18 protein-coding genes are annotated in these 20429 nt (G+C 67.2%); 8 read left to right on the top strand and 10 right to left on the bottom strand.

Annotated elements, in window-relative coordinates:
- Nucleotides 1-7: 7 nt before the first annotated feature.
- From QXK92_RS28825 to QXK92_RS28810, 4 genes are all read left to right on the top strand, one after another.
- On the top strand, nt 8-754 hold the full coding sequence (locus QXK92_RS28825) for a hypothetical protein (protein ID WP_306247526.1): 747 nt from the start codon (nt 8-10) through the stop codon (nt 752-754).
- Nucleotides 637-1383: an SDR family NAD(P)-dependent oxidoreductase gene (locus tag QXK92_RS28820; protein WP_306248003.1), complete on the top strand. Its 747-nt coding sequence runs from the start codon at nt 637-639 to the stop codon at nt 1381-1383. The genes QXK92_RS28825 and QXK92_RS28820 overlap by 118 nt, the downstream gene beginning before the upstream one ends.
- A gap of 99 nt (nt 1384-1482) precedes the next feature.
- Nucleotides 1483-2460 (top strand): alpha/beta fold hydrolase, encoded by a 978-nt coding sequence (locus QXK92_RS28815; protein ID WP_306247524.1) that lies wholly within the window; start codon nt 1483-1485, stop codon nt 2458-2460.
- A 118-nt stretch (nt 2461-2578) separates the two neighbouring features.
- Nucleotides 2579-4594, top strand: a complete 2016-nt coding sequence (locus QXK92_RS28810) for a serine/threonine-protein kinase (protein ID WP_306247522.1) — start codon at nt 2579-2581, stop codon at nt 4592-4594.
- Between the two features lie 58 nt (nt 4595-4652).
- On the opposite strand, the gene QXK92_RS28805 is transcribed toward QXK92_RS28810, so the two are convergent.
- The 6 genes from QXK92_RS28805 to QXK92_RS28780 form a co-directional block, all read right to left on the bottom strand.
- Entirely contained in the window at nt 4653-6371 is a 1719-nt protein-coding gene (locus QXK92_RS28805) for a PE domain-containing protein (protein ID WP_306247520.1), read from the bottom strand.
- Nucleotides 6372-6478: 107 nt separating this feature from the next.
- Nucleotides 6479-7252 carry an enoyl-CoA hydratase gene (locus QXK92_RS28800; RefSeq protein WP_306248001.1) on the bottom strand — a complete coding sequence of 258 codons (774 nt, stop codon included), beginning with the start codon at nt 7250-7252 and terminating at the stop codon, nt 6479-6481.
- Nucleotides 7253-7254: 2 nt separating this feature from the next.
- The gene (locus tag QXK92_RS28795) at nt 7255-8724 is read right to left on the bottom strand and encodes a wax ester/triacylglycerol synthase family O-acyltransferase (protein WP_306247518.1); all 1470 of its coding nucleotides are present in this window, start codon (nt 8722-8724) and stop codon (nt 7255-7257) included.
- A gap of 180 nt (nt 8725-8904) precedes the next feature.
- Nucleotides 8905-9777: an alpha/beta fold hydrolase gene (locus QXK92_RS28790; protein ID WP_306247516.1), complete on the bottom strand. Its 873-nt coding sequence runs from the start codon at nt 9775-9777 to the stop codon at nt 8905-8907.
- Nucleotides 9778-9837: 60 nt separating this feature from the next.
- Nucleotides 9838-9993 (bottom strand): hypothetical protein, encoded by a 156-nt coding sequence (locus QXK92_RS28785; RefSeq protein ID WP_306247515.1) that lies wholly within the window; start codon nt 9991-9993, stop codon nt 9838-9840.
- Between the two features lie 181 nt (nt 9994-10174).
- Nucleotides 10175-10627, bottom strand: a complete 453-nt coding sequence (locus tag QXK92_RS28780) for a hypothetical protein (protein WP_306247513.1) — start codon at nt 10625-10627, stop codon at nt 10175-10177.
- A 198-nt stretch (nt 10628-10825) separates the two neighbouring features.
- On the opposite strand from QXK92_RS28780, the gene QXK92_RS28775 reads away from it, so the two are divergent.
- Nucleotides 10826-11230, top strand: coding sequence for a hypothetical protein (locus QXK92_RS28775; RefSeq protein ID WP_306247511.1), 405 nt, complete (start codon nt 10826-10828; stop codon nt 11228-11230).
- Between the two features lie 41 nt (nt 11231-11271).
- Here QXK92_RS28775 and QXK92_RS28770 read toward each other — a convergent pair whose 3' ends face one another.
- The gene (locus QXK92_RS28770; protein ID WP_306247509.1) at nt 11272-13491 is read right to left on the bottom strand and encodes a serine/threonine-protein kinase; all 2220 of its coding nucleotides are present in this window, start codon (nt 13489-13491) and stop codon (nt 11272-11274) included.
- A 196-nt stretch (nt 13492-13687) separates the two neighbouring features.
- Here QXK92_RS28770 and QXK92_RS28765 point away from each other — a divergent pair, with 196 nt between their 5' ends.
- Entirely contained in the window at nt 13688-17047 is a 3360-nt protein-coding gene (locus tag QXK92_RS28765) for a patatin-like protein (protein WP_306247507.1), read from the top strand.
- Here QXK92_RS28765 and QXK92_RS28760 read toward each other — a convergent pair.
- Nucleotides 17031-17705, bottom strand: coding sequence for a GAP family protein (locus QXK92_RS28760; protein WP_306247505.1), 675 nt, complete (start codon nt 17703-17705; stop codon nt 17031-17033). The genes QXK92_RS28765 and QXK92_RS28760 overlap by 17 nt on opposite strands.
- Nucleotides 17706-17743: 38 nt before the next feature.
- Nucleotides 17744-18925, bottom strand: coding sequence for a TDT family transporter (locus tag QXK92_RS28755; protein WP_306247503.1), 1182 nt, complete (start codon nt 18923-18925; stop codon nt 17744-17746).
- A 139-nt stretch (nt 18926-19064) separates the two neighbouring features.
- Between QXK92_RS28755 and QXK92_RS28750 the strand changes: the two genes are divergently transcribed.
- A complete protein-coding gene (locus tag QXK92_RS28750; protein WP_306247501.1) occupies nt 19065-19304 on the top strand; it encodes a hypothetical protein in 240 nt (79 codons plus the stop codon).
- Nucleotides 19305-19694, top strand: a complete 390-nt coding sequence (locus QXK92_RS28745) for an integrase (protein WP_306247499.1) — start codon at nt 19305-19307, stop codon at nt 19692-19694.
- 3 nt (nt 19695-19697) lie between these two features.
- Here QXK92_RS28745 and QXK92_RS28740 read toward each other — a convergent pair whose 3' ends face one another.
- Nucleotides 19698-20423 carry a DUF2510 domain-containing protein gene (locus tag QXK92_RS28740; RefSeq protein ID WP_371934354.1) on the bottom strand — a complete coding sequence of 242 codons (726 nt, stop codon included), beginning with the start codon at nt 20421-20423 and terminating at the stop codon, nt 19698-19700.
- Nucleotides 20424-20429 lie beyond the last annotated feature (6 nt).

Raw genomic sequence — 20429 nt, 5'->3', positions numbered from 1 at the left:
GGGACACATGGCGAGACCCGGCACAACCACTGAACTCAAGACTTCGGTACTTGGCGACCTTCGGCAGCTGGCACGGACCGCACCCGCGCTGGCGCGCCGTCAGGGTTGGGACTACCTGCGGGAGCTGGGCAACGCCGGCCGGCGGGATCAGCTGGCTGCTCTGTTCGCCCGCGGCGATGCCCCCGACGGGCCGCACGGCGCGCTGGAAGGCCTGATCGTGGGCAATCTGTTCGGCATTCCCGAGGCGTACCTGGCCAACCCGCTGCTCAAGATCGACCCGACCTGGCGCGGCAAGACATTCGAGGGGGACACCGGATTCAACCGGCTGGCCCCGCTGGCGAGGTACGCGATGCCCGTGATCGCCCCGCTGTACCGGGGGTTGCGCCGGGTCGGTCCCGAAATGGTGGGCTTCGGCTTCACTCACCGCATCGAGACCGCCGCCATATCGCCGTACAACACGGTGCGCGCACTCGACTACAGCCCCGACGAATACCGCAATCCCAGCGTGCGGACATTCCCGATCAAGCGGACCCGTGACGAGATAGTGGAACTGCTGCCCGGCCTCTACCTGGGACGGGCACTGTTGACGATGCCTAACGGCGAAGTCCGGCTCATCGCCTACTTCGCGCTGCGGGAATTCGCCGACGAGAACTCGCAGCGCGTGGAGCCACCGTGTGGATCGGTGATCTCGATGTGGACGAGTGCCACCGCACCGCACACCAAATCGGCGCCACCGCGGTACATCTCGACGTGACCGACGAGTCCAGCGTGGCCGCGTTCCACCGCGCCGCGTCCGCGAACGGTCCGGTTTCGATGCTGGTCAACAATGCCGGGATCCAGCACATGGGCCGCTTCGCCGAGCAGAAGCTGTCGGCATACCACCGCGAAGTGGCGGTGAACCTGGTGGGCGTCATCAACGGAATGCACGAATTCCTGCCCGCGATGCTTGCCCACGATCGCGGCCACATCGTCAACGTGGCATCGATGGCGGCCAAGGTGACCACACCGGGAATGTCGGTCTACTGCGCGACCAAGTATGCGGTCGCGGCACTTTCGCGCGCGGTGCGCGCCGAGATCGCCGGAACCCGCGTGACCATCACCACGCTGATGCCGACGGCCGTGCACACCGACCTGACCTCAGGCGTGTCGCTCGATCTGCTGCCCACCCGGCAACCCGAAGAGATCGCCACGGCGATTGCGGACAGCGCCCGGCGGCCGGGGCGGGAAATCACCGTGCCATGGTGGCTGGCGCCGTTCGGGGCCATCGAAGAAGTGACTCCCGAGCCTCTGATGCAACGCCTGAAACGGATTGCGACCCGTAATGAGCCGCCCGGCCACTTCGACGCCCAGCAGCGCCGCGGCTACCTCGACCGGATCGGCTAGAAAGCTTTTAGAAGGACGCAAGAAAGGCACAAGGCCTGCCCCACAGACTCACTTCACCAGGAAATATCCGTCCACACCGAAGTGACCAAGCAGGCCAACATGACCACTCTCCGAACCATCGAACTGCACGGCGACCGGGTCGCATACCGCGACGAAGGTGCCGGCGAGGTACTGCTGCTGATCCACGGAATGGGCGGCAACTCGAACAATTGGCGCGAGATGATCCCGGCCCTGGCCAAGAAGTATCGGGTCATCGCCCCGGACCTGTTGGGCCACGGCCAGACCGCCAAGCCGCGCGGCGACTACTCACTGGGCGCCTTCGCGGTGTGGCTGCGGGATCTTCTCGACGCACTCGGTGTGCCGCGGGTGACGATCGTCGGCCACTCGCTGGGGGGCGGTATCGCGATGCAGTTCGCGCACCAGCACCGGGACTACTGCGAACGGCTGATCCTGATCAGCAGCGGCGGCCTGGGCAACGAGGTCAACCCGGCGTTGCGGCTGGCGTCGCTGCCCGGCTCGGGAATGCTGCTGCAACTGGCGTCCTCGAAGCCGGTGATCAAGGCGCGCATGGCGCTCGCGGCGCTCGGCAACCACTCGGACCTCAGCCACCACTGGGAGGCGCATGCCGCACTGTCCAACCGGGAGAACCGGCAGGCGTTCCTGCGCACCCTGCGCGCCGTCGTCGACGGCCGCGGACAGGCGGTCTGCGCACTCAACCGCCTGCAATTCAACGCCGACCGCCCGGTGCTCATCATCACCGGCGACGCGGACCCCGTCATCCCGGTCGCCCACGCGTACGCCGCCCACGAGGCGATGCCGCACAGCCGGCTGCACATCATCCCCGGCGTTGCGCACCATCCCCACACCGAGTGCAGCGAGACGGTGACTCGCCTTATCGACGACTTCATCGGCTCCGACGAGGAGCACGCGACCGAGGTGGCCGTCTCTTTGGCGGACTGGTCAGCGTCGCAGCGTCCCGGGGTTCGGTCCGGAGCGGCTGGTGAGCGGATCAGCCGCCGCCACTCGAGGCGCCACCTGCAGGTGGTGCCGGCATCGGACCAGTCGCTCTGCGGCTGATACGACACGTGTGTGAAATATATGACTATTCTCTGAGTTCCCTCGGCCATGGCTCGGCCGGTTCACTTTGCGGCTTCAATCTGTTCGCAGGATCGTGACGTTTGGTGCAGGGAGAGTTGTGGACGACGAGGGCACGCCATTCGGCCGATACCGGTTGATCGAGCTGATTGGCCGCGGTGGCATGGGCGAAGTTTGGCGAGCCTTCGACACCGAGACTCAGCGCGTAGTCGCAGTCAAGGTGCTGGCGGCGAATCTGGCCAGCGACCCGAGTTTCGTACAGCGGTTTCGCCGGGAGGCGCTGGCCGCGGCCGGGCTGAACGACCCGCACGTCATCCCGATTCACCATTTCGGGGAAATCGACGGCCGCCTCTACGTCGACATGCGCCTGATCAACGGACGCGACCTGCAGAGCATCATTGCCGACGGAGTCATGGATCCGGCACGGGCAGTGATGATCATCGATCAGATCGCCTCGGCGCTGCACGCCGCGCACCAGATCGGACTTGTGCACCGCGACGTCAAGCCGTCGAACATCCTGGTGACGCCCAATGACTTCGCGTACCTGATCGATTTCGGTATCGCCAGCGCGGCGGGTGAATCGCGGATGACCAACACCGGCAGCGTGATCGGCACCTGGGCCTATATGGCCCCGGAACGGCTGAGCCAGGGCCAGGCGGACCCGCGCAGCGACACGTACGCCCTCACGTGTGTGCTGCACGAGTGTCTGACGGGCAGCCAGCCGTACCCCGGGACGAGTATCGAACAGCAGATCGGCGGCCACCTCGGCTTGCCGACGCCGCGACCCACGGCGTTGCGCAAAGGCCTGCCGATACAACTCGATGGCGTGATCGCGATCGGGATGGCCAAGAATCCCGAGCAGCGCTATGCCACTCCCGTCGAGATGGCGACCGCGGCCCGGGCGGCGGTCACTCAACCGGCCAAGGTGCCCGGCTATCCCCCGGGCGCTGAGCCGATTCAGCACAACACCCAGGTGGTGTCGGGTCAGGCGAGCGTGCCGCGGAACTACTATCCCGCCGCGCCGGTGTCCAACACCGACGCGACCCAGTACCGGCAGTACGTGCCCCCGCGGGGTCCGGACGTTCCCGCCGGCCCACCACCCGGCCAGGTCCCGCCTCCGGCCGCCCCTGCCCGCCCGCTCGGCAGCGCAAGCGCACCCGCTAATAGGTCCTCGAACCCCAAGCGTCGACGGATCCTGCTGGCAAGCGGTATCGCGGCGGTCATCGCGGTGATCGCCCTCGTCGCCGGCCTCGCGTTGATCCCGGACAAGAAGTCCGGTACCTCCAGTACTCCGCAGGCAAATTCGGGACCCATCACCGGCACCTACACCCTGAGTTTCGGGCCCAGCATCGGTCTGAACGGTAAGCCGGAACCCGGCATGGAGCCGGCCGGCCAGGAAACGTGGAAACTGCGGTCAGAATGCGGCCCTAAGGGATGCGTGGCAACCGCGGCGAGGAGTTCGGGATCCTTCAAGCACCCAACCAATCTGGTCTTCGACGACATCAACGGACGCTGGATCGCGGTCGCGCTGGATACCGAACGATGCGGCAACGAGGACATCGAAGAGTGGCACTGGATCTATCTGCTGCCGCGCCCGGACGGCAGCCTGGCCGGTGAATGGATCGACGACTCCGTCAAGTGCTATAGCAAACGCAGTGTGACGTTCAGCCGGACGGGTGACGCCGACATCGCCAGCCTGCCCGACCCGGCGGGGCTGCCGGCGCGGGTGGCATCACCGGCATTGGGATTGCGCGGCTTCTACCGCTCGCGAGTGACGACGGCAAACGGCCAACCCAAGCTGGGTGACCAGGACTTCAGCGTGGACACGTTCTGCCTGCGCGCCGGGGACCGCTGCCTGAGCCGCTTCGTGCTGACCGACTTCACCGACCATCAACTGTTCATCTTTGCCAACAACGCGTGGACGGAGAACTCTGAGGAGGACGCCCCCTGTCCGGTCGGCGGAACGAGTCGCGTCCGGATGACCGGCGTGTTCCCGCTGCCCAAGCCGGCCCAGGACCCGATCACGTCGCTGTCCGGCCACGGCATGGAGGACGTCACGGGCAGCGCATGCAAGGGCGGCCCCTACGATCAGGTGTTCACCCGGATCAGGGACTGAGCCCCAACGGACCGAGCCCCAACGAACTGAGCCCCAAGAGACCGAGCCCCAACACATTTCACACCGGGACCGGTAGCCCGGTCAGGCCGCTGATGCTGGGGTGGGTCAACGAGTCGATGAAGTCCTCGGCCACCGCCAGCGGGAAGTTCGCCGTTGCGGTCCCGACGCTTTCGATACCGTCACGCAGCGCGATAGCGAACGTGGTCGGGTCGCCGGAGAGCAGGCCCCCCACCGCATTCCACACCGCGACCTGCGGGGGCACGATCAGGTTGCGGACGTCGACGAACAGCTTGGTCGGCAGGTTCGCCGGCCCCACGGGCACACCGTCCCAGCTGACCAGGTTCCAACCGCCCTGCGGATCACCCTGCACGACAACGACACTGGTGTTGTTGAGCTGATGGGTGAGCAGCAGTAAAGGGTTCGGGTTGTTGACGTTCATCAGTGTGCCGACCTCGATCGTGAAGGCGCTCGAGTAGGCCACGTCAGTGATGTGACCTGTCACCGGGGAGACGATCGGGTTGGCCATCGCGGTGTTGTACATCGTCTGCATCGATTGATTGAAGGCATTGTTGAACACGATGCCGTTGATGTCGGTGGAACCCGGCGCCAGCATCGGCATCAAGGGGAAGCCGAGCGTCCAGGCGATGGGGCCCATCAGGTAGAGGATGCCCGCGGGGCTGATCTGCGGGAGGCCCTCGTAAATGCCGGCGTTGATCTCGTTCAGGCCGGCAAGTATCTGCGGGTTCGCGGTCAGATAACTCGCCGTCTGCTGTGTGCGCAGCAACTCGGAGGAGAAGATCCCGGCGTAATTTGCTTGCGGTTGAAGGACATTCGCGATCGCCTGAGCCTGCTGCTGACCCAGGGCGGTGAGAGACACGCCCGGGACCGCGGTGTCGATCCAGCCCTGCGCGTTGGCGATCGACTGAGCATGGCGCACGAAGTCAATCTGGATGAGCGTGCCCGGCCCGGCGGTCGGCAGCGCACCGGTGCCCGACACGCCGACGAACAACCCGCCACGGCCGGCAAACCCGCCGGGTGCGGCGGCGCCGCCATTGCCGAAGAACAACGCCTGCCCGCCACTGCCTCCGGTCGCACCTGCGCCACCGAGACCGCCGTTGCCCATCAGCCAGCCGCCGACACCGCCCGTACCGCCCGCCCCGGTGCCGAACCCGACACCGCCGGCACCGCCGTTGCCGATGAAGCCGGCATTGCCGCCATTGCCGCCTGCCACATTGCCCGCTGTCGGGGAATAACCTGTGCCGCCGTCACCGAACAGGATTCCGCCGTTCCCGCCGGTGGGATGGGCCGCGGTGCCCGGGGCGCCGTGGCCGATCAACCCGCGGCCGAACAGCAAGGTGGTGGGCGCGTTGATGACCGGGTCCAGCGTCTGCCCCAGCGGGCTGGCTATCCACAGGTCGCCGGCGGTGTGGATCGGACCGTAGAGGGTTTGAAACCCGTTCGCGACAACCGAATCCAGGGCACCCAGTGCGTCGGCGGCCGCGGCCTCCGCACCCGTGTACGACGTCGCGGCGACGCCCAGGTTCTGCAGGAACTGCTCGTAGTACGACGCCGCCTGAACCGCCGCCGTCTGGTACTTCAGGCCGTGCGTGCCGAACAACGCCGCGATGGCCGCCGATACCTCGTCAGCGGCGGCCGCCGCCAGCTCGGTCGTCGGCAACATCGCCCCAAAATTCCCGGCCCGCAGTGCCTCACCGATCTGTGCCAAATCCGTCGCCGCCGTCGTCAACAAGCCCGGCGCCGTGGTCACATATGACATCGCCCACCCTCGTTGGTATCGCGCTTTCGGTCATCATCGCGCCCCGCGCCGCGAAATGAGCGCATATCCGAGAATTGGGTGAACAATCCGTGAGCACGCGGTTGCGATTACGGTTTTTGGCTTTTCCGGTCAAGAAACGCCTGCATGTGCCGCTGCGGTTCGCCGGTGAGGAACGCCGTCCCGAACTCTTCAACGCTGTCTTCGACCGCTGCGTGCACCGACATGTCGAACCACTTGTTCAGCAGACGCTTCTGCTGCCGGACCGCGGCCGGGCCGAATCCGCTCAGTCTTGTTGTGAGCTGGGCGATACGGGAATCGAGCGCATCGGGCGCAACGGCCTCGTGAACCAGACCCCAGGCCAGCGCCGTGGCGGCGTCGATCGTCTCGCCGGTGAGCAGCATCCACGCTGAGTGCCCGGCTCCGATCAGTGCCGGCATCAGTGCCGCATGGATCACCGACGGGATTCCGACTGCAACCTCGGGCATGCCGAACCTGGCGCCGGATTCGGCGATCCGCAGGTCGCAGGACATCGCGACTTCCAAACCGCCACCGAGACACCAGCCCGCGAGCCGGGCGATCACCGGAACGGGGCATTCGCGAATCGCCTCGCACAGACCGGCGAGCCGGCGGATGAACACCTTGCCGCTGTCCTGGTCGAGGTTGACCATCTCGTTGATGTCGGCGCCGCCGATGAACGCCTTGTCCCCCTCCCCGCGCAGCACCACCACGCGCACGTCACTGTCCTGCCCGACCGTTTGCAGCACTTCGGTGAGTTCCGAAATCGCCGGGCTGCCAATGATATTCAGCGTTCTCGAGTTGATCAGCTCGATGGTGGACACGCCGCCGTCGTGACTGAGCCGGACGTAGCTGGTTTCCGTCATGGTCACGCGCCGGAACTGGCGTCCTCCAATTCGTCGAGCGCCTCGCCGGTATAGACGGCCAGTCGCTGCAGGTGAGGCAGCGTGTCGCGGCAGCCGATGAAACCGAAGTTCAGCGTGCTCGCATAGCTCTGCAGGGTGATGTTGAGCGCCTGGCTGTGCGCGACGAGCGAGACCGGGTAGGACGCCTCCATGCGGCTGCCCCGGAGGTAGAGCACGTCCTGCGGGCCGGGCACATTGCTCACGCAGAGGTTGAAGGCATGCGGCAGGGGCGTTTTCACCCCGCTGAGCGCGCTGGCCAGCTGCATGGTGAACGGCGCCATCAACGCCGCGGTGTAGGCCAGGATCGCGTCCCGGTTCATCTTCGCCAACTCGGCCTTGGCCATCCGCGTCGTCGCGGTGACCACCGCCAGCCGCTCCAGCGGGTCGGCGATGTCGGTGCCCAGCGAACCCAGGATGGCGGCGACGGCGTTGCCGCCGCCCTCGTCGTCTTTCGGGCGCACGTTCACCGGCAACATCGCGATCAGCGACTTCTCGGGCAACTCGCCCAGCTCGTCGAGGAAGCGCCGCAGACTGCCACCACAGATCGCCAGCGCGACATCGTTGACCGTCGAATCATTGGCAGTACCAATCTTTTTCAGACGATCGAGCTCGTACTGCTGAGTGGCGAAGCGGCGGTTGCGGCTGATCCGGGTGTTGAGGATGCTGTGCGGCGCCTGCACCGAGCCGATCAGGTTGCGGTACTCGTTGTCGCTGCGTAGCTGCGTGTTGATCAGCGCCTTGGTGAGATCGAAAGTGGACCGTCCCGCGCCCGCCACCGATCCGAGCGCGCTGCCCACTCCGCTCACCATCCCGCCGAGGTTGCTGACCACACCACCGAGACTGTTGAGCAGACCGCCCGCGATACCGCCGCCGGACTCTTCCTTCACCGCCGAGACCCGGCCGGGCGTCGGGATGTTGAAGAACAGTGGGTGCGTGGTGTCATGCGGGTCGGTCGACAGGCTGCGGGCCAGCATCTTCTGCCCGGTATAGCCGTCGATCAGCGCGTGGTGCATCTTGACGTAGATCGCGAACCGTCCGCCCTCGAGGCCCTCGATGAAATGCATTTCCCACGGCGGACGGCGCAGGTCCAGCGCATTACTGTGCAAGCGCGACACCAGGATTCCGAGTTCACGCTCGTCGCCAGGACTGGCCAGCGCCGATCGCCGGACGTGGTAGTCCAGGTCGAACTTGTCGTCGTACACCCAGGACTGGATCGGACTCAGCAGCAGGTCCGGATGGCTGAGCTTCAGGTTCCACGGCTCGACGACGTCGTTGGCCTTGCTCTCGTCAACGAGCTGGCGCAGGAAGTCGCGGGGTGCATCGGGCGGCGGGGTGAACGGCATGAGCCCACCGACGTGCATCATCGTGCTGGAAGTCTCGCCGTAGAGGAACAGCATGTCTTGCGGACCCAGCCGCCGGGCGGTCTTGCTCACGGGCTACTCCTTCACTGGCGGTATCACCGGTGATTGTGACCGTAGCCCAAAGTAGGCGCCGCGGACCCGCGGATTTCAGGTCGTGCCGCGACCGGATTCGGCGGCGCTATCGGAAGCGACCGGGACGCGACCCCCCGGAATCCACCTCAGCGCGGCGAAACTTCCCAAGAACGCGGGTCGTCAGTCTCCGATGTGGCGGGTGAGGAAGTCGAGCACCGCTCCGGCGAAGATGTCGTTGCGGTCGCCGGCGACCATGTGTCCGGCGCCGCGGACGTCGGCGAACTCGACCTGCGGGAAGCGCGCCAGAAACTCCTCGGCGCGTTCCTGGCTGACCAGATCACTCATCTGGCCCCGAATCAGCAACATGGGCAACCCATTTCGCAGGATCGCCGCGACGGCCGTATGCATGCGGTCGGCGTCGGTCACCTCGAACGGTGGGAAAGCCGCTGTGCCACTGATGAATTGCGGATCCCAGTGCCAATACCAGCGGTCGCCCCGGCGACGCAGATTGGTGGTCAGCCCCTCCAGATCGGTGGGGCGGGGCCGATGTGGGTTGTACTCGGCGATGGCGTCAGCGACCTCTTCGAGCGACCCGAACCCCGATTCCACCCGGTCGGACATGAAGGCGTGGATCCGGTTGGCGCCGGACTGTTCCATATTCGGCACGATGTCGACGAGGACAACCGCGCTGGCCAATTCCGGCGCGATCTCACCGGCGAGCAGCATTGAGGTGAACCCGCCGAGCGAGGCACCCACCAGCACGGGCCGGGGCGGCAAGCCGCGCAGCACCTCGACGACGTCGCGCGCGAAGCTGGTCACGCGATAGTCGCCTTCAGAGGACCAGTCCGATTCGCCGTGTCCGCGCAGGTCGACGGTGACGGCTTGATACCCGCGGCGCGCGACGGCCGCGGCCGCCCGGCCCCAGGATCGACGGGTCTGGCCGCCACCGTGCAGGAAAACCACCGCACGAGCCGCCGGATCGCCCTGGCGATCGGCGACGATACGGACTCCGCCCACGCCCTCGGTGGCGAACAGCTCGGGTTCGGTGTCCATCAGTGGGGATCCTATGACCCGCCCGACTGACGGTATCGCTACCGGGGTGCGGTTAGCCCGTCAGCCACGCGCGCCGGGCACCAGCTTCAACAGGCGCCGGCCGATACGGCTCAGCGGATTCGACGTCGATCCCCGCGACTCGTTGATGCGGTTCAATGTCTGCTCGCCTTTGGCGGCGTAGTCCTTGACGCTTTCGTCGCCCTCTTCAGCGCGCATGCGCAGCCTCCGTCCCTGAAGTCTTTCTAGCGGCGTGACGTTGCACCCGCGGCACTGATGGCCGGCGAGTGCGGCACGTCCGCAACCATGCCCTGTCGCCGTTAGGCCTACCCGCCGGTCGCGTGGTTCGAAACAAACCCGCTGGGCCGGACGTGACGTCAGCGCCGCCGGCCTGCCAGGTTCAGTCGGCCTCGTTTTCCCCGGCCTCGTCGTGTCGGCCGGCATCCGGACCGGCAGGAGATTCGTTCGACGCCATTCTCAGAACCGCGTCGGCCAGGGGGTAGTCGCCGCCGTCAGCGCGGGACTGGATGTAGCGACGGACTCTTTCGTGGGCGAACAGCGCCGCGCCGGCCTGATCCATGAACTGCCGGACCTCATCGGTGTCGAGCAGGACCAACTCGTCCTCTCCGCGCCAGCCGAATGCGATCTGTAACACCCGGGCGGACAGGCCGAACGCATTGCCCACGTCGATCAGCTCCGCGTAGCTCGGAAAGTCGGCAGCTTCCTTGCGCCGCGAGTAAGTGGCTTTCGCCAGGTTGAGCGCCGCCCCGATCTCCGTATCCGGAACATCCCGGTTCAGCAACCACTCCAGGACGCGGCGCAGGTCCCTCCCGGCCTTGTTCGTCCTTGGCATCTCACAAACGCTAGTACGTGGCCAGATAGGCGTCAAAAGACTCACCGACGAACCTTGTGGACCGGTTCCAAGGATCTAGTAACTATTTTTGAGTCCGGTGTTCCATTTTTAGAACTATTTGTTGTAATCTGATGATCAGCGGTCTGATATGGCACCGAAGATCGCTGATGGAATCACTACCCACTACCGGGAGACACCATGAACACACGTTCCGGCGACACCCGCCCCCAGCCGTCATCAAGGCGTTCCACTGGCCGGCGGCTCGTGATGCTGTCGATCCTCCCGTTGGCAGCTGCCGTCATGGCGACCAACACCGCGTATGCCGACCCAGCCGGAGGCGTCCGCGCGGAGGGCGCCGGCAACAGCCGCCCGTCGTACCAACTGGGCTACACCAAGACGTTCAACGACCTCGATATCCTGGCCCGCCGGGCGCGCGCCGAGGGACTTGCGCTCGAAGACCTCGACTTCTCCAGCCGCATCCCGGCCGTGTGCGCGAGGGAAGCCCAATCCGTCGGTGACTCGACGGAACTCAACGGTCCCGACTTCCTGCGGGGCTGCGCCGACGGAATCAACAGCCTGGTCCGGGCCGGCCTGGTGTCCTGACGGACTCCACGCAAGGTTGCACCGGAGACGCACGCACCGGTTCAGCCCCCGGTGCGGTTGAACTTCATGTCGTAGGGCCCGCCTTTACAGGCGCTACCAGACTCGTCTTTGGTGCCGCTGCCGGTGAGCACCATGATCGGGTCCTGCTCCGGCTCCGGAAGCGGGAAGGTGCCCTTGATTTTGACGTGCGACGTCCCGCCGGCCGGACAGGAAGCGTCGTACTCGTCGTCCCTGGTCCACACGTTGTTGGCGAACAACAACAGTTGGGTGCCGCTGCTGCCGTTGCGGACGAACCGGCTCAGGCAGCGGTCGCCGGTGCGCAGACAGATGGTGTCGACGTTGTAGTCGGCTTCCTGGGGCTTCGGCGCACCGGGGCCGGTGTAGGTGGTCAACAAGTGGTAGAAACCGTGCAGCGCCTCGGCCGGCGAGATCTGGCGGGCGGCCTGATCGGCAGGGTTGGGCAGGCTGTCCAGATCGGCGTCTCCGACTCGGGTGAAGGTCACCGAGCGCTTGCTGTAGCAGTCCAGTGAATCGGTGATCCATTCGCCGACCATGGTGCCGTCGGCATGAGGCTGCAGCCAGACGTAATTCCACTTCTCGATCGGCTTGTCGTTGCAGTTGCCGCCCTCGAGCGCCACGGCTATCCAGCGTCCGCGCACGTCGTCGAACACCAGCTTCGGGATGTGGTTGTAGGGCCCGTCGGTGCGCTGCGCGGTCGCGACGCATCCGCTGTTGTTGTTGCCGGTGCAGGCCGACCGCAGCACCCAGGTCTCCTTGGCCGGCGGTTCGGAATTGGGCACCTCTTTGCCCGCCAGGGACAGCTTCGGGCCGAAATCGGCCGTGTACGTACCGGTGAACGGACCGCCGTTGCCGGGTGCCGCGGACGGCTCCGCCGTACCCGAATGTCCGCCGGGCTGTTCGTCTCCGCTCTTACCGCCGCCGCTGAGCGCGATGCCGGCGACCACCGCGATCACCACAAGTAGGGCGCCGGCGCCGGCGATGATCAGCGGGATCCGGCGATTCTTCGCCGGCTTGCCGGACGTGGCGGGCGGGGCTTCGCCGGCCGACGACAACCTGGCGGCCGGTAGCTGCGGCTCGCTGCTCACCCGGAACTGGGTCGGCTCCTCGTTGCCGTGCCGGGGCTGGTTGGGGTCCAGGTTGGGGCGACGCTGGGTGGGGTCGGTGGGCGGCCGTTGCGGACCGGGCTCGACGGGCGGCCGGTACAGCTTGGGGTCCGAGGGCGGACGGTATGGAATGGGCTCGGGAGCGGGGCGGCGCTGCGGCGGCTCTGGGGGTGGTCGCCGCTGGGGCGGCTCGGCATACCCTTGGCCACCGCGCCGGGGTGGGTACTGCCTCGGTGGGGGCGGCCCGGGCGGCGGCTGCTTGTGCGGCGGCGCCTGCTGGGTTCGCTGCTGCACCGGTTCGGGCCGGCGCAGCGGAATGGGGCGGGTGCCGGTGACGGCTTCCCTTGCGGCCGCGGCCATGTCGGTCACCGTCGCATAGCGCTGTTGGGGAGTCTTGGCCATCGCGGTGGCGATGACGTTGTCGAGTTCTTCAGGTATGCCGCGCCGGATGGTGGACGGCCGGGGCGGCGGCAGACTGAGGTGCCCGCCGATTTGCTGCTCGAGACTGCCACCCGGGAACGGCTGGCTGCCGGTCAGACATTCATGGAGCACACACCCCAGCGCGTAGGTGTCGCCGCTGGGGTCGGTCTGGCCGGTGGTCACCCGCTCCGGCGCCATGTAGGCCCAGGTGCCGATGACGTTGCCGGTGCCGGTCATGTGCGAATCCCCCTCGGCACGGGCGATGCCGAAGTCGATCAGGTAGGCGAAGTCGTCTTCGGTGACCAGAATGTTGGACGGCTTGACGTCGCGATGCACCAAGCCGATGCGGTGGGCGGCGCGCAGCGCCGAGGCGATCTGCTCGATGATGTTGACCGCGCGTTCGGGTTCCAGCGGACCCTCGGCGATGATGGCCTGCAGATCCCGGCCGACGACCAGGCGCATGTCGACATACAGGCGGCCTTCGATCTCGCCGAAATGGTGAATCGGCACCACGTGCGGATCGTTGAGCCCGGCGGCCGCCAGCGCTTCGCGGCGGAACCGCTGCTCGAAGGTCGGGTCGTTGGCAAGGTTGGCGGGCAGCACTTTTACCGCAACGACACGCTGGGTCTCGGTGTCGTAGGCACGCCACACTTCGCCCATACCGCCGCGGCCCAGCAATTCGATGAACTGGTAGCGGCCGAATGTCGTACCTTGCACTCCGCCCCCCTCAGCGAAAGTCTCGGTGAATACTCAGCAAAAACATTAAAGCCGCACCAGCGGGGATGTACGGCCGTATCGCCTAGCTAATCACGAAACCTTTGAGGCCGGGATAGCGAGGCGCGGCACCTCCGGAGAGGCGCAGACTGAAACGGAGAGCCGGGAACTCCCGAAGTACGTCCAGGGGGGTGCGCACATGACATTCGAGACACCGTCACCGGTGACCGAACTGACGCAGGAACTGCGGCTTGCCACCACGATGACGGGCGGGGTGAGCCTGGCGATCTGGATGGCCGGAGTCACCCGCGAGATCAACCTGCTCGCGCAGGCGTCGCAGTGGCGCCGCGAGGGCGGTCCGTTCCCCGCCGACAACCGCCTCAGCAAGGAGTCGACCGCATCGCTGCGGCTCTACGCGAGTCTCATCGATCTGCTCGACGTGATCGTCGACGTCGACGTCTTGTCCGGCACGAGCGCGGGCGGCATCAACGCGGCGCTGCTGGCATCCTCCCGGGTGTCGGGGTCGGACCTGGGCGGGTTGCGGGAGCTCTGGCTCGATCTCGGCGCCCTGACCGATCTGCTGCGCGATCCGCGCGACAAATACACTCCGTCGCTGCTCTACGGCGACGAGCGAATGTTCGCCGCCCTGGCCAAGCAGATCCCTAAGCTGGCGCCCGGACCATTTCCGCCGGCCGAGTTCCCAGGCGGCGCACGCACCCCGTCTACCACCCTGTATGTCACGACCACGCTGCTGACCGGCGAGGCCAGCCGCTTCACCGACTCGTTCGGCACCCTTGTCCAGGACGTCGACCGGCGCGGCCTGTTCACCTTCACCGAGACCGACCTCGTCCGCCCCGACACCGTTGGGGCGTTGGCGCTGGCCGCGCGCAGTTCTGCGTCCTTCCCCATCGCGTTCGAACCGTCATTTCTGCCTTTCAACAAGGGCACGCCGGCCAAAGGAAAGGTGCCGGCGCGACCGCCGATGGCGGCGTTCAGCAACATCACCCGACCGCACTGGGCGGCCGACGGCGGCCTGCTCGATAACCGGCCGATCGACGTGCTGCTGAAGCGGATTTTCGACCGACCGGCCCGGCGGCCGGTGCGCCGGGTGCTGCTGTTCGTCGTGCCCTCGGCCGGCCCGGCGCCGGACCTGGTGGCCGAGCCGGCGCCGGATGACGTCGACAGACCGCTCGGCCTGATCGACGGGCTGCTCAAGGACCTGGCGGCGATCACCACCCAATCGATCGCGGCCGACCTGCGCGCCATCCGGGCGCACCAGGACCGGATGGAGGCGCGCACGGACACCAAGCTGCGGCTCGCGGAACTCGCCGCGGCGATGCCACACCCCTCGCGACTGCTCACCGCCGCCCTGCTCAACGACTATGCGACCCGGGAAGCCACGCGGCTCGCGCAGATGCTGACGGATGCGCTGCTGCGCCAGCTCGGTACATGGCCTCCCTCTCCGAGCCGGCTCGCCGAAAGCATTCCACCGAACTGGGAACCCGAACTGGCCGTCGGCGGCGACTCGGACCGGGCCTGTCGGCACCGGATCAGCGGGGCGATCATGAGTCGCTGGGCTCTGCCGCCCGAACAGACGCTGCCGCACGGACCTGCCGACCTGGCCCGCTATGGCCAACCCGCCTACGACCTGGCGAAGAGTTGCGCGCTGGCCGTCGTGCTCGCCGCATATGAGGTGGCGCGATCCGACACCGACGTCGCGGCACTGGCCGATCTCACCCGGGGAATCCACGCGGCGTGGCCGCCCCCGGCGCCGGTTGACCTAGGTGCGGTGGTGCACTCGGTATGCACCAACGCCACTGTCCGGCAGGGGTCTTTGACGAACGCGGCCGCTTTGATCGCCGCGGATTATCTGCAGCAGATCACGGTGCCGCCGGTCGGCTGGAGCAACCTCGGCCGGGTGCTGTTCGACAGCTTCGGCATGCTGACCAGTTTGGCGTCCAACGGTTCTGTCACCGCCGACGCAGCCGGCCCGCTGCGCACCTATCTGGGGTATCTCGACCAGGCGACCGACGCGGAGACCATGGCGCTGGCGCTGTTCGATCTCGCCGCGACACAGCGCGCGATGCTGCCGGCCGAGGCCGACATCGAGCAGTCCGTTGAGCTCGTGCAGGTGAGCGCCGACTCGCGCAACCTGCTCGCGCCGGACTGGCAGACCGCGCAACAGAAACTCACCGGGATGCAGTTCCACCATTTCGGTGCGTTCTACAAGCGGTCGTGGCGGGCCAACGACTGGATGTGGGGCCGGCTCGATGGTGCCGGCTGGCTGGTTCATGCGCTGCTGGACCCGCGGCGGGTGCGGTGGATGGTGGATCACCGCGCGGCGCCATCAGACCGCGCCGGCGACGATGCGCAACGCGCAGCGGTGCGAGGAGGAGCGGCGCCATCAGACCGCGCCGGCGACGATGCGCAACGCGCAGCGGTGCGAGGAGGAGCGGCGCCATCAGACCGCGCCGGCGACGATGCGCAACGCGCAGCGGTGCGAGGAGGAGCGGCGCCATCAGACCGCGCCGGAAACACCGACAGCGGCGCGCAATGGTTCCTCGATCGCCTCAAAGAGCTTGGCGCACCGGACTTTCCGAAATCCGGTTATCGTCTGCCGACGGTCGGTGAGCAATCGGAGCGGCTGACCGAGGACATGGTGCTCGCCGAACTGTCCTTCCTCGACGACGCGTCAGCGGCCGTCCCGCCCAGCCTGCCCCGCACGTCGCTGTGGTTGGCACAGGCGTGGCAGCAGCGGGTCCTCGACGAGGAACTCGATGACCTGGCCGCCACCGTGATCGATACCGAACCGGGTGAGCGGCCCGACTGGAGTCCGGCCACCTCACGAACCTGGGCGAAGAAGGTGCTTGCGGCCCACAGCGGGCCGGCGAAATACGCTCTGCTGAACGAAGATCCGGTGGCGGCCGAAACCTTCGCCAGCGACCGGAATTCGCCGCTGATGGCACACACGCTGTCGAAGGCGGCCGCGACCACATCCGGCGCGGCAGGCTCGATCCGGCAACTACCGGGTGTGGTCAAGCCGCCGCTGGCCACCCTGAAGACGGTGGCGCTCGGTGCATACCGGGTGGTGTCACTGACCCGGGGCGTGGCCAGGTGGACTTTGCTCTCCGGCACAGCGCTGCTCGTGCTCGGTGTCGCGGCCGCGGTCGCGTCGGCCGACACGTTCGGCGCCCTGGGTCTCGTCGCGGCGGGGATCGGCGGCTACCTCGTGGTCCTGGCAACCTGGCAGTTCTCCGGCCGGCTGCTGTTCGCGCTGCTGTCGACAACGCTTGTGGGCGCGGTGCTTTCGCTGGCCACCCCGGTGGTGCGCCGCTGGCTTTTCGGCGACGTGAAACATCCGGGCTGGGTCGGTGCCCACGTCTACTGGCTGGGCGCGCAGTGGTGGCACCCGCTAGCCGTGGTGGCGGCGATCGCGTTGGCCCTCACCCTGGTGGCCGTCGCCAGACCGTCGTCAACGCCGGCACGGCGGCGACCAGATCGGGGGCGCCCACCTCGAGTGCGTAAGCCGCACCGGGGCGACGTCACTTCAGGGCGCTGACCCCGTTGTAGACGACCATCGCACCGATGAGCACCAGGACTGCGGCCAGCATTGCCGCGTGGTTGGTCTCCATCCATGCCTTGAGCCGCTCCAGCGGTTGATCCAGCCGGTCGCCGGCACCGGCATAGGCCAGGATCGGGATGGCGACCGTCGACGTCGAGATTGCGACGAACACCGCCCCGGCCACCCATCGGCCCACTGGGCCGAGCCCATTGGTGCCGATGGCCAACCCCGCCGCCACGCAGAGCAGCGACACTTCCAGCCGCAACACGGTGAGTACGAAGGCTGTCACCGCGGCGCGCTTCGGGGTGATGGTGTCGAACGCCCGCATCCACCGCGGCGCTTCGGACTCGCGGTGCCGGGTGAACCACCGGTAGATGCCGAACAGGATCAGTACCGAGCCCAGCACCACGCGCAGCCACGACGCCCACGCCGGCGGCGACTTGTGCGCATCACCGATGGCGCCCGAAGCCGTCACGAAAATCCCGGTCAGGACCGACATCCCCAGCACCCAGCCGCCCAGGAACGCCAGACCGGTCGGCCGCGGTCGCGGCGCGTGCAGCACCAGCACCGCCGGGATGATCGTCAACGGCGAAACCGCGATAACCAGAGCCAGCGGAATGAGCGTGGCAAGCAGCGAGCCCCAATTTCCCGTCACGGGCAGCAATCTTCGCACTGAACCCGCGCGCGCACCCGTCAAACCGGGTGAGCGCCCGAGATCGGGTCTTCCTTACGGGCTTTGACGGGAGCCGAGCTCGGCGGGACGGTGAGCAGGTTGCCGCGCAGACTGCCGCGCGTGGTGCGGGCGGTGACCAGGATCCACGTCAGCAGCAGGCCGACGTAGGCGACGGCGCCCGCGACCCGGAACGCCGGCAGGTGGGTGTGCGCGGCCAGCTGGGACGTGCCGGTGACGAAGGTGCCGACCGGAAAGGTGAGACTCCACCAGGTCAGGGCGAAAGGCATGCCGCGCCGCAGCGTGCGCACCGTCAGTGAGGCGGCCAGGGCGATCCACAGCACCGCGAACCCCCACACCGGCACCCCGAAGATGACGGCGAAGTCGTTCATCGCCCCCACGAGTTGGTGATCGACCGCACCGGTGGCCGCCGCCGTCCCGAGAAGCCCTGCAGCGGTGATGGATTGGCCGAGCGGACCCAGCACGATCCACAGCGTCGGCACCCGTGCCGACCCGGAGGTGCCGTACAGCACCAGCCTGCTCCAGATCATCGCGATGATGTTCAGCGAGGCGATCAGGGACAGGCCGAACATCGCATAACAGCCGTACAGCATGGTCTCTCGGCCGGTGCCCGGCGGCATGTGCGGCAACAGCAGCGCGCCGGTCGCGGCCGACACCATCGGCGGCACCACCGGCATCAGCCAGCCCCCGAACGCGGCGTCGGGCTCGACGCGCAGCTGGGTGAACATCAGAAACGGGATGCTCACTGCGGTGAACAACCCGCCGGCAGTGCCCGCCGTCCACAGCACCCAGTCCAAGTCGATCGCGAGGCGGCGGCCGATCAGGTCCCCGCCCACCAGCACCGCACCGGCGCCGACCGTCATCAACGCCATCGGCGCGGCTCCGTAGAAGTGCGCCATCTGCGGATTGCGGGCATGCGTGCGCGCCACCGTCGGGTTGCGCAGCCAGTGGCCGCCCACCAGAACGATCAGCACCACCAGCAGTGCCGCGGCCAGCACCCAGACGCCCGTCGTGAACCCGCGCAGTCCGGGCACGTGCACCGGCAGCGTCGCCCCGGCGATGGCGACGATCCCGGTGCCCATCACCGAGGCGAACCAGTTGGGCCCGATATTGCCCAGGACCTCGATGCGCGTGTGCGACTCGTTCGGTGCTGACACCGCTTCATCCGGGCTGGGAGTGGCCATAGCTGAGCAACCTACTGCCGCGGGTCGCTGTCCGGGGCAGGCGGGGAGAACATGTCGAGGAACATTTTCCGAAGGCGGCACCGACAATTTCGGTCGCCTACACTGCCGGGGTGCGTCCCTGGTTGAACCTCGCGATTCGATGACAAAGCGGATCGTGATCGGAATCTCGGTGCTGCTGGTGATCGTGGCCCTCGCAATGCCGATCAAGCAACGCTGCGGCGCCCCCGGCCGCTCCTGCGCCACCGCCGTGGACGCCAATGGCGACGTACACTATTACTTTGAAGTGGAACCGTTCGGCATATTCCTTATCGAAAGTGTGATTGGTTCGAATATCCCGTTGTATTACACGTCCGGCGAGGAGATCGAGAGGGTCCGCTGAATGGCAGGACATGGGCGCCTGGCCTTACTGGTCGGGTCGGCGATGGTGATCGGCGGTGCCCTCGCATCGGTGCCGGTCACGGATATAGCCCTGGTGACCGCGCACGAGGACTTCTGCGCAGCGGTTTCCCGGTGTCCCGCGGACCCCGCGCCCGACGGCGGCGACCAGGCCACCGCGGAGCGCAGGGTCATCGACGGCTATGTCTCCAAGCAGGCGGGTTGCACGCCGGACATGACCGCCAGCCCGCAGTCGGTCACCTGGGATCCGCCGGGGTTCACGCCGAACACCGGGGGCTCGGGAAACATCACCGACGCGAATCCACAGCTCGGCGGGCACTTCGTCGCCGACTACGTCAACGGCCGCTGGCACATCGACTACCAGTACTGCTGATTCTCAGTTGCTGCACACCTGTGCGGCAAAGCGCACCGTCGTAGTGGACGGCGTATTGAACTGGGCATCGAGCGTGAGCTCGGGCCGCACCGCCTGGTTGTCGACGCCCAGACGAGTGAGGTCGAGCAGGACCTGAACGGTGTCCGGCGCTACCCTGCGGGCGTTGGTGTCCCGGTCCGGCCGGATCCGCGCGTCAGCCCCCGGGGCGGCCTGCGTGCTCGTGATGGCCAGGTCGTCGGTGTCCTGGTCGGGACCCAGTTCGGCGAACTTCTTGCCGTTATTGGCGACGCTGTAGGTCAGGACATACCCGACGAACCGGGTCGACTCCGTTCCCGTGGGCGATGAGGGCAACGGCTTTGCGAAGTGAATCGTCAGCTGCAACACGCTGCTCCGCGGATGCCTGACATCGACTCCGGACACGGTGATGCCGTCGGGCGGTTTCGGGCCCTCCCCCACCCGGCAACTCAGCCGGTTCGGCAAAGCCGCCCACTCGTCGCGGGGCTGGTCGGACCAGAGGGCCCAGCCGGCTGCGGCCAACACCACGACCAGCACGACGGGCAGTGCGACCCGCAGCGGGACCGGCAGGGCGTCCCAGTGCCGGCGCCACCCGGGCGGCCGCGGCGGCCGATCGGGCCGCCGGCTCGTCGTCCAGCGCTCACCATCCCAATAGCGCTTGCCCCCGGAACCGTCGGGATCGACATACCAGCCTGCCGGCGGCGAATTCGGCACGGTCAA

This window comes from Mycobacterium sp. TY815, assembly GCF_030755135.1.
Taxonomy (GTDB): domain Bacteria; phylum Actinomycetota; class Actinomycetes; order Mycobacteriales; family Mycobacteriaceae; genus Mycobacterium.
The sequence above is the reverse complement of the archived record's forward strand: the minus strand, read 5'-3'. Positions and strand labels throughout refer to the sequence as shown.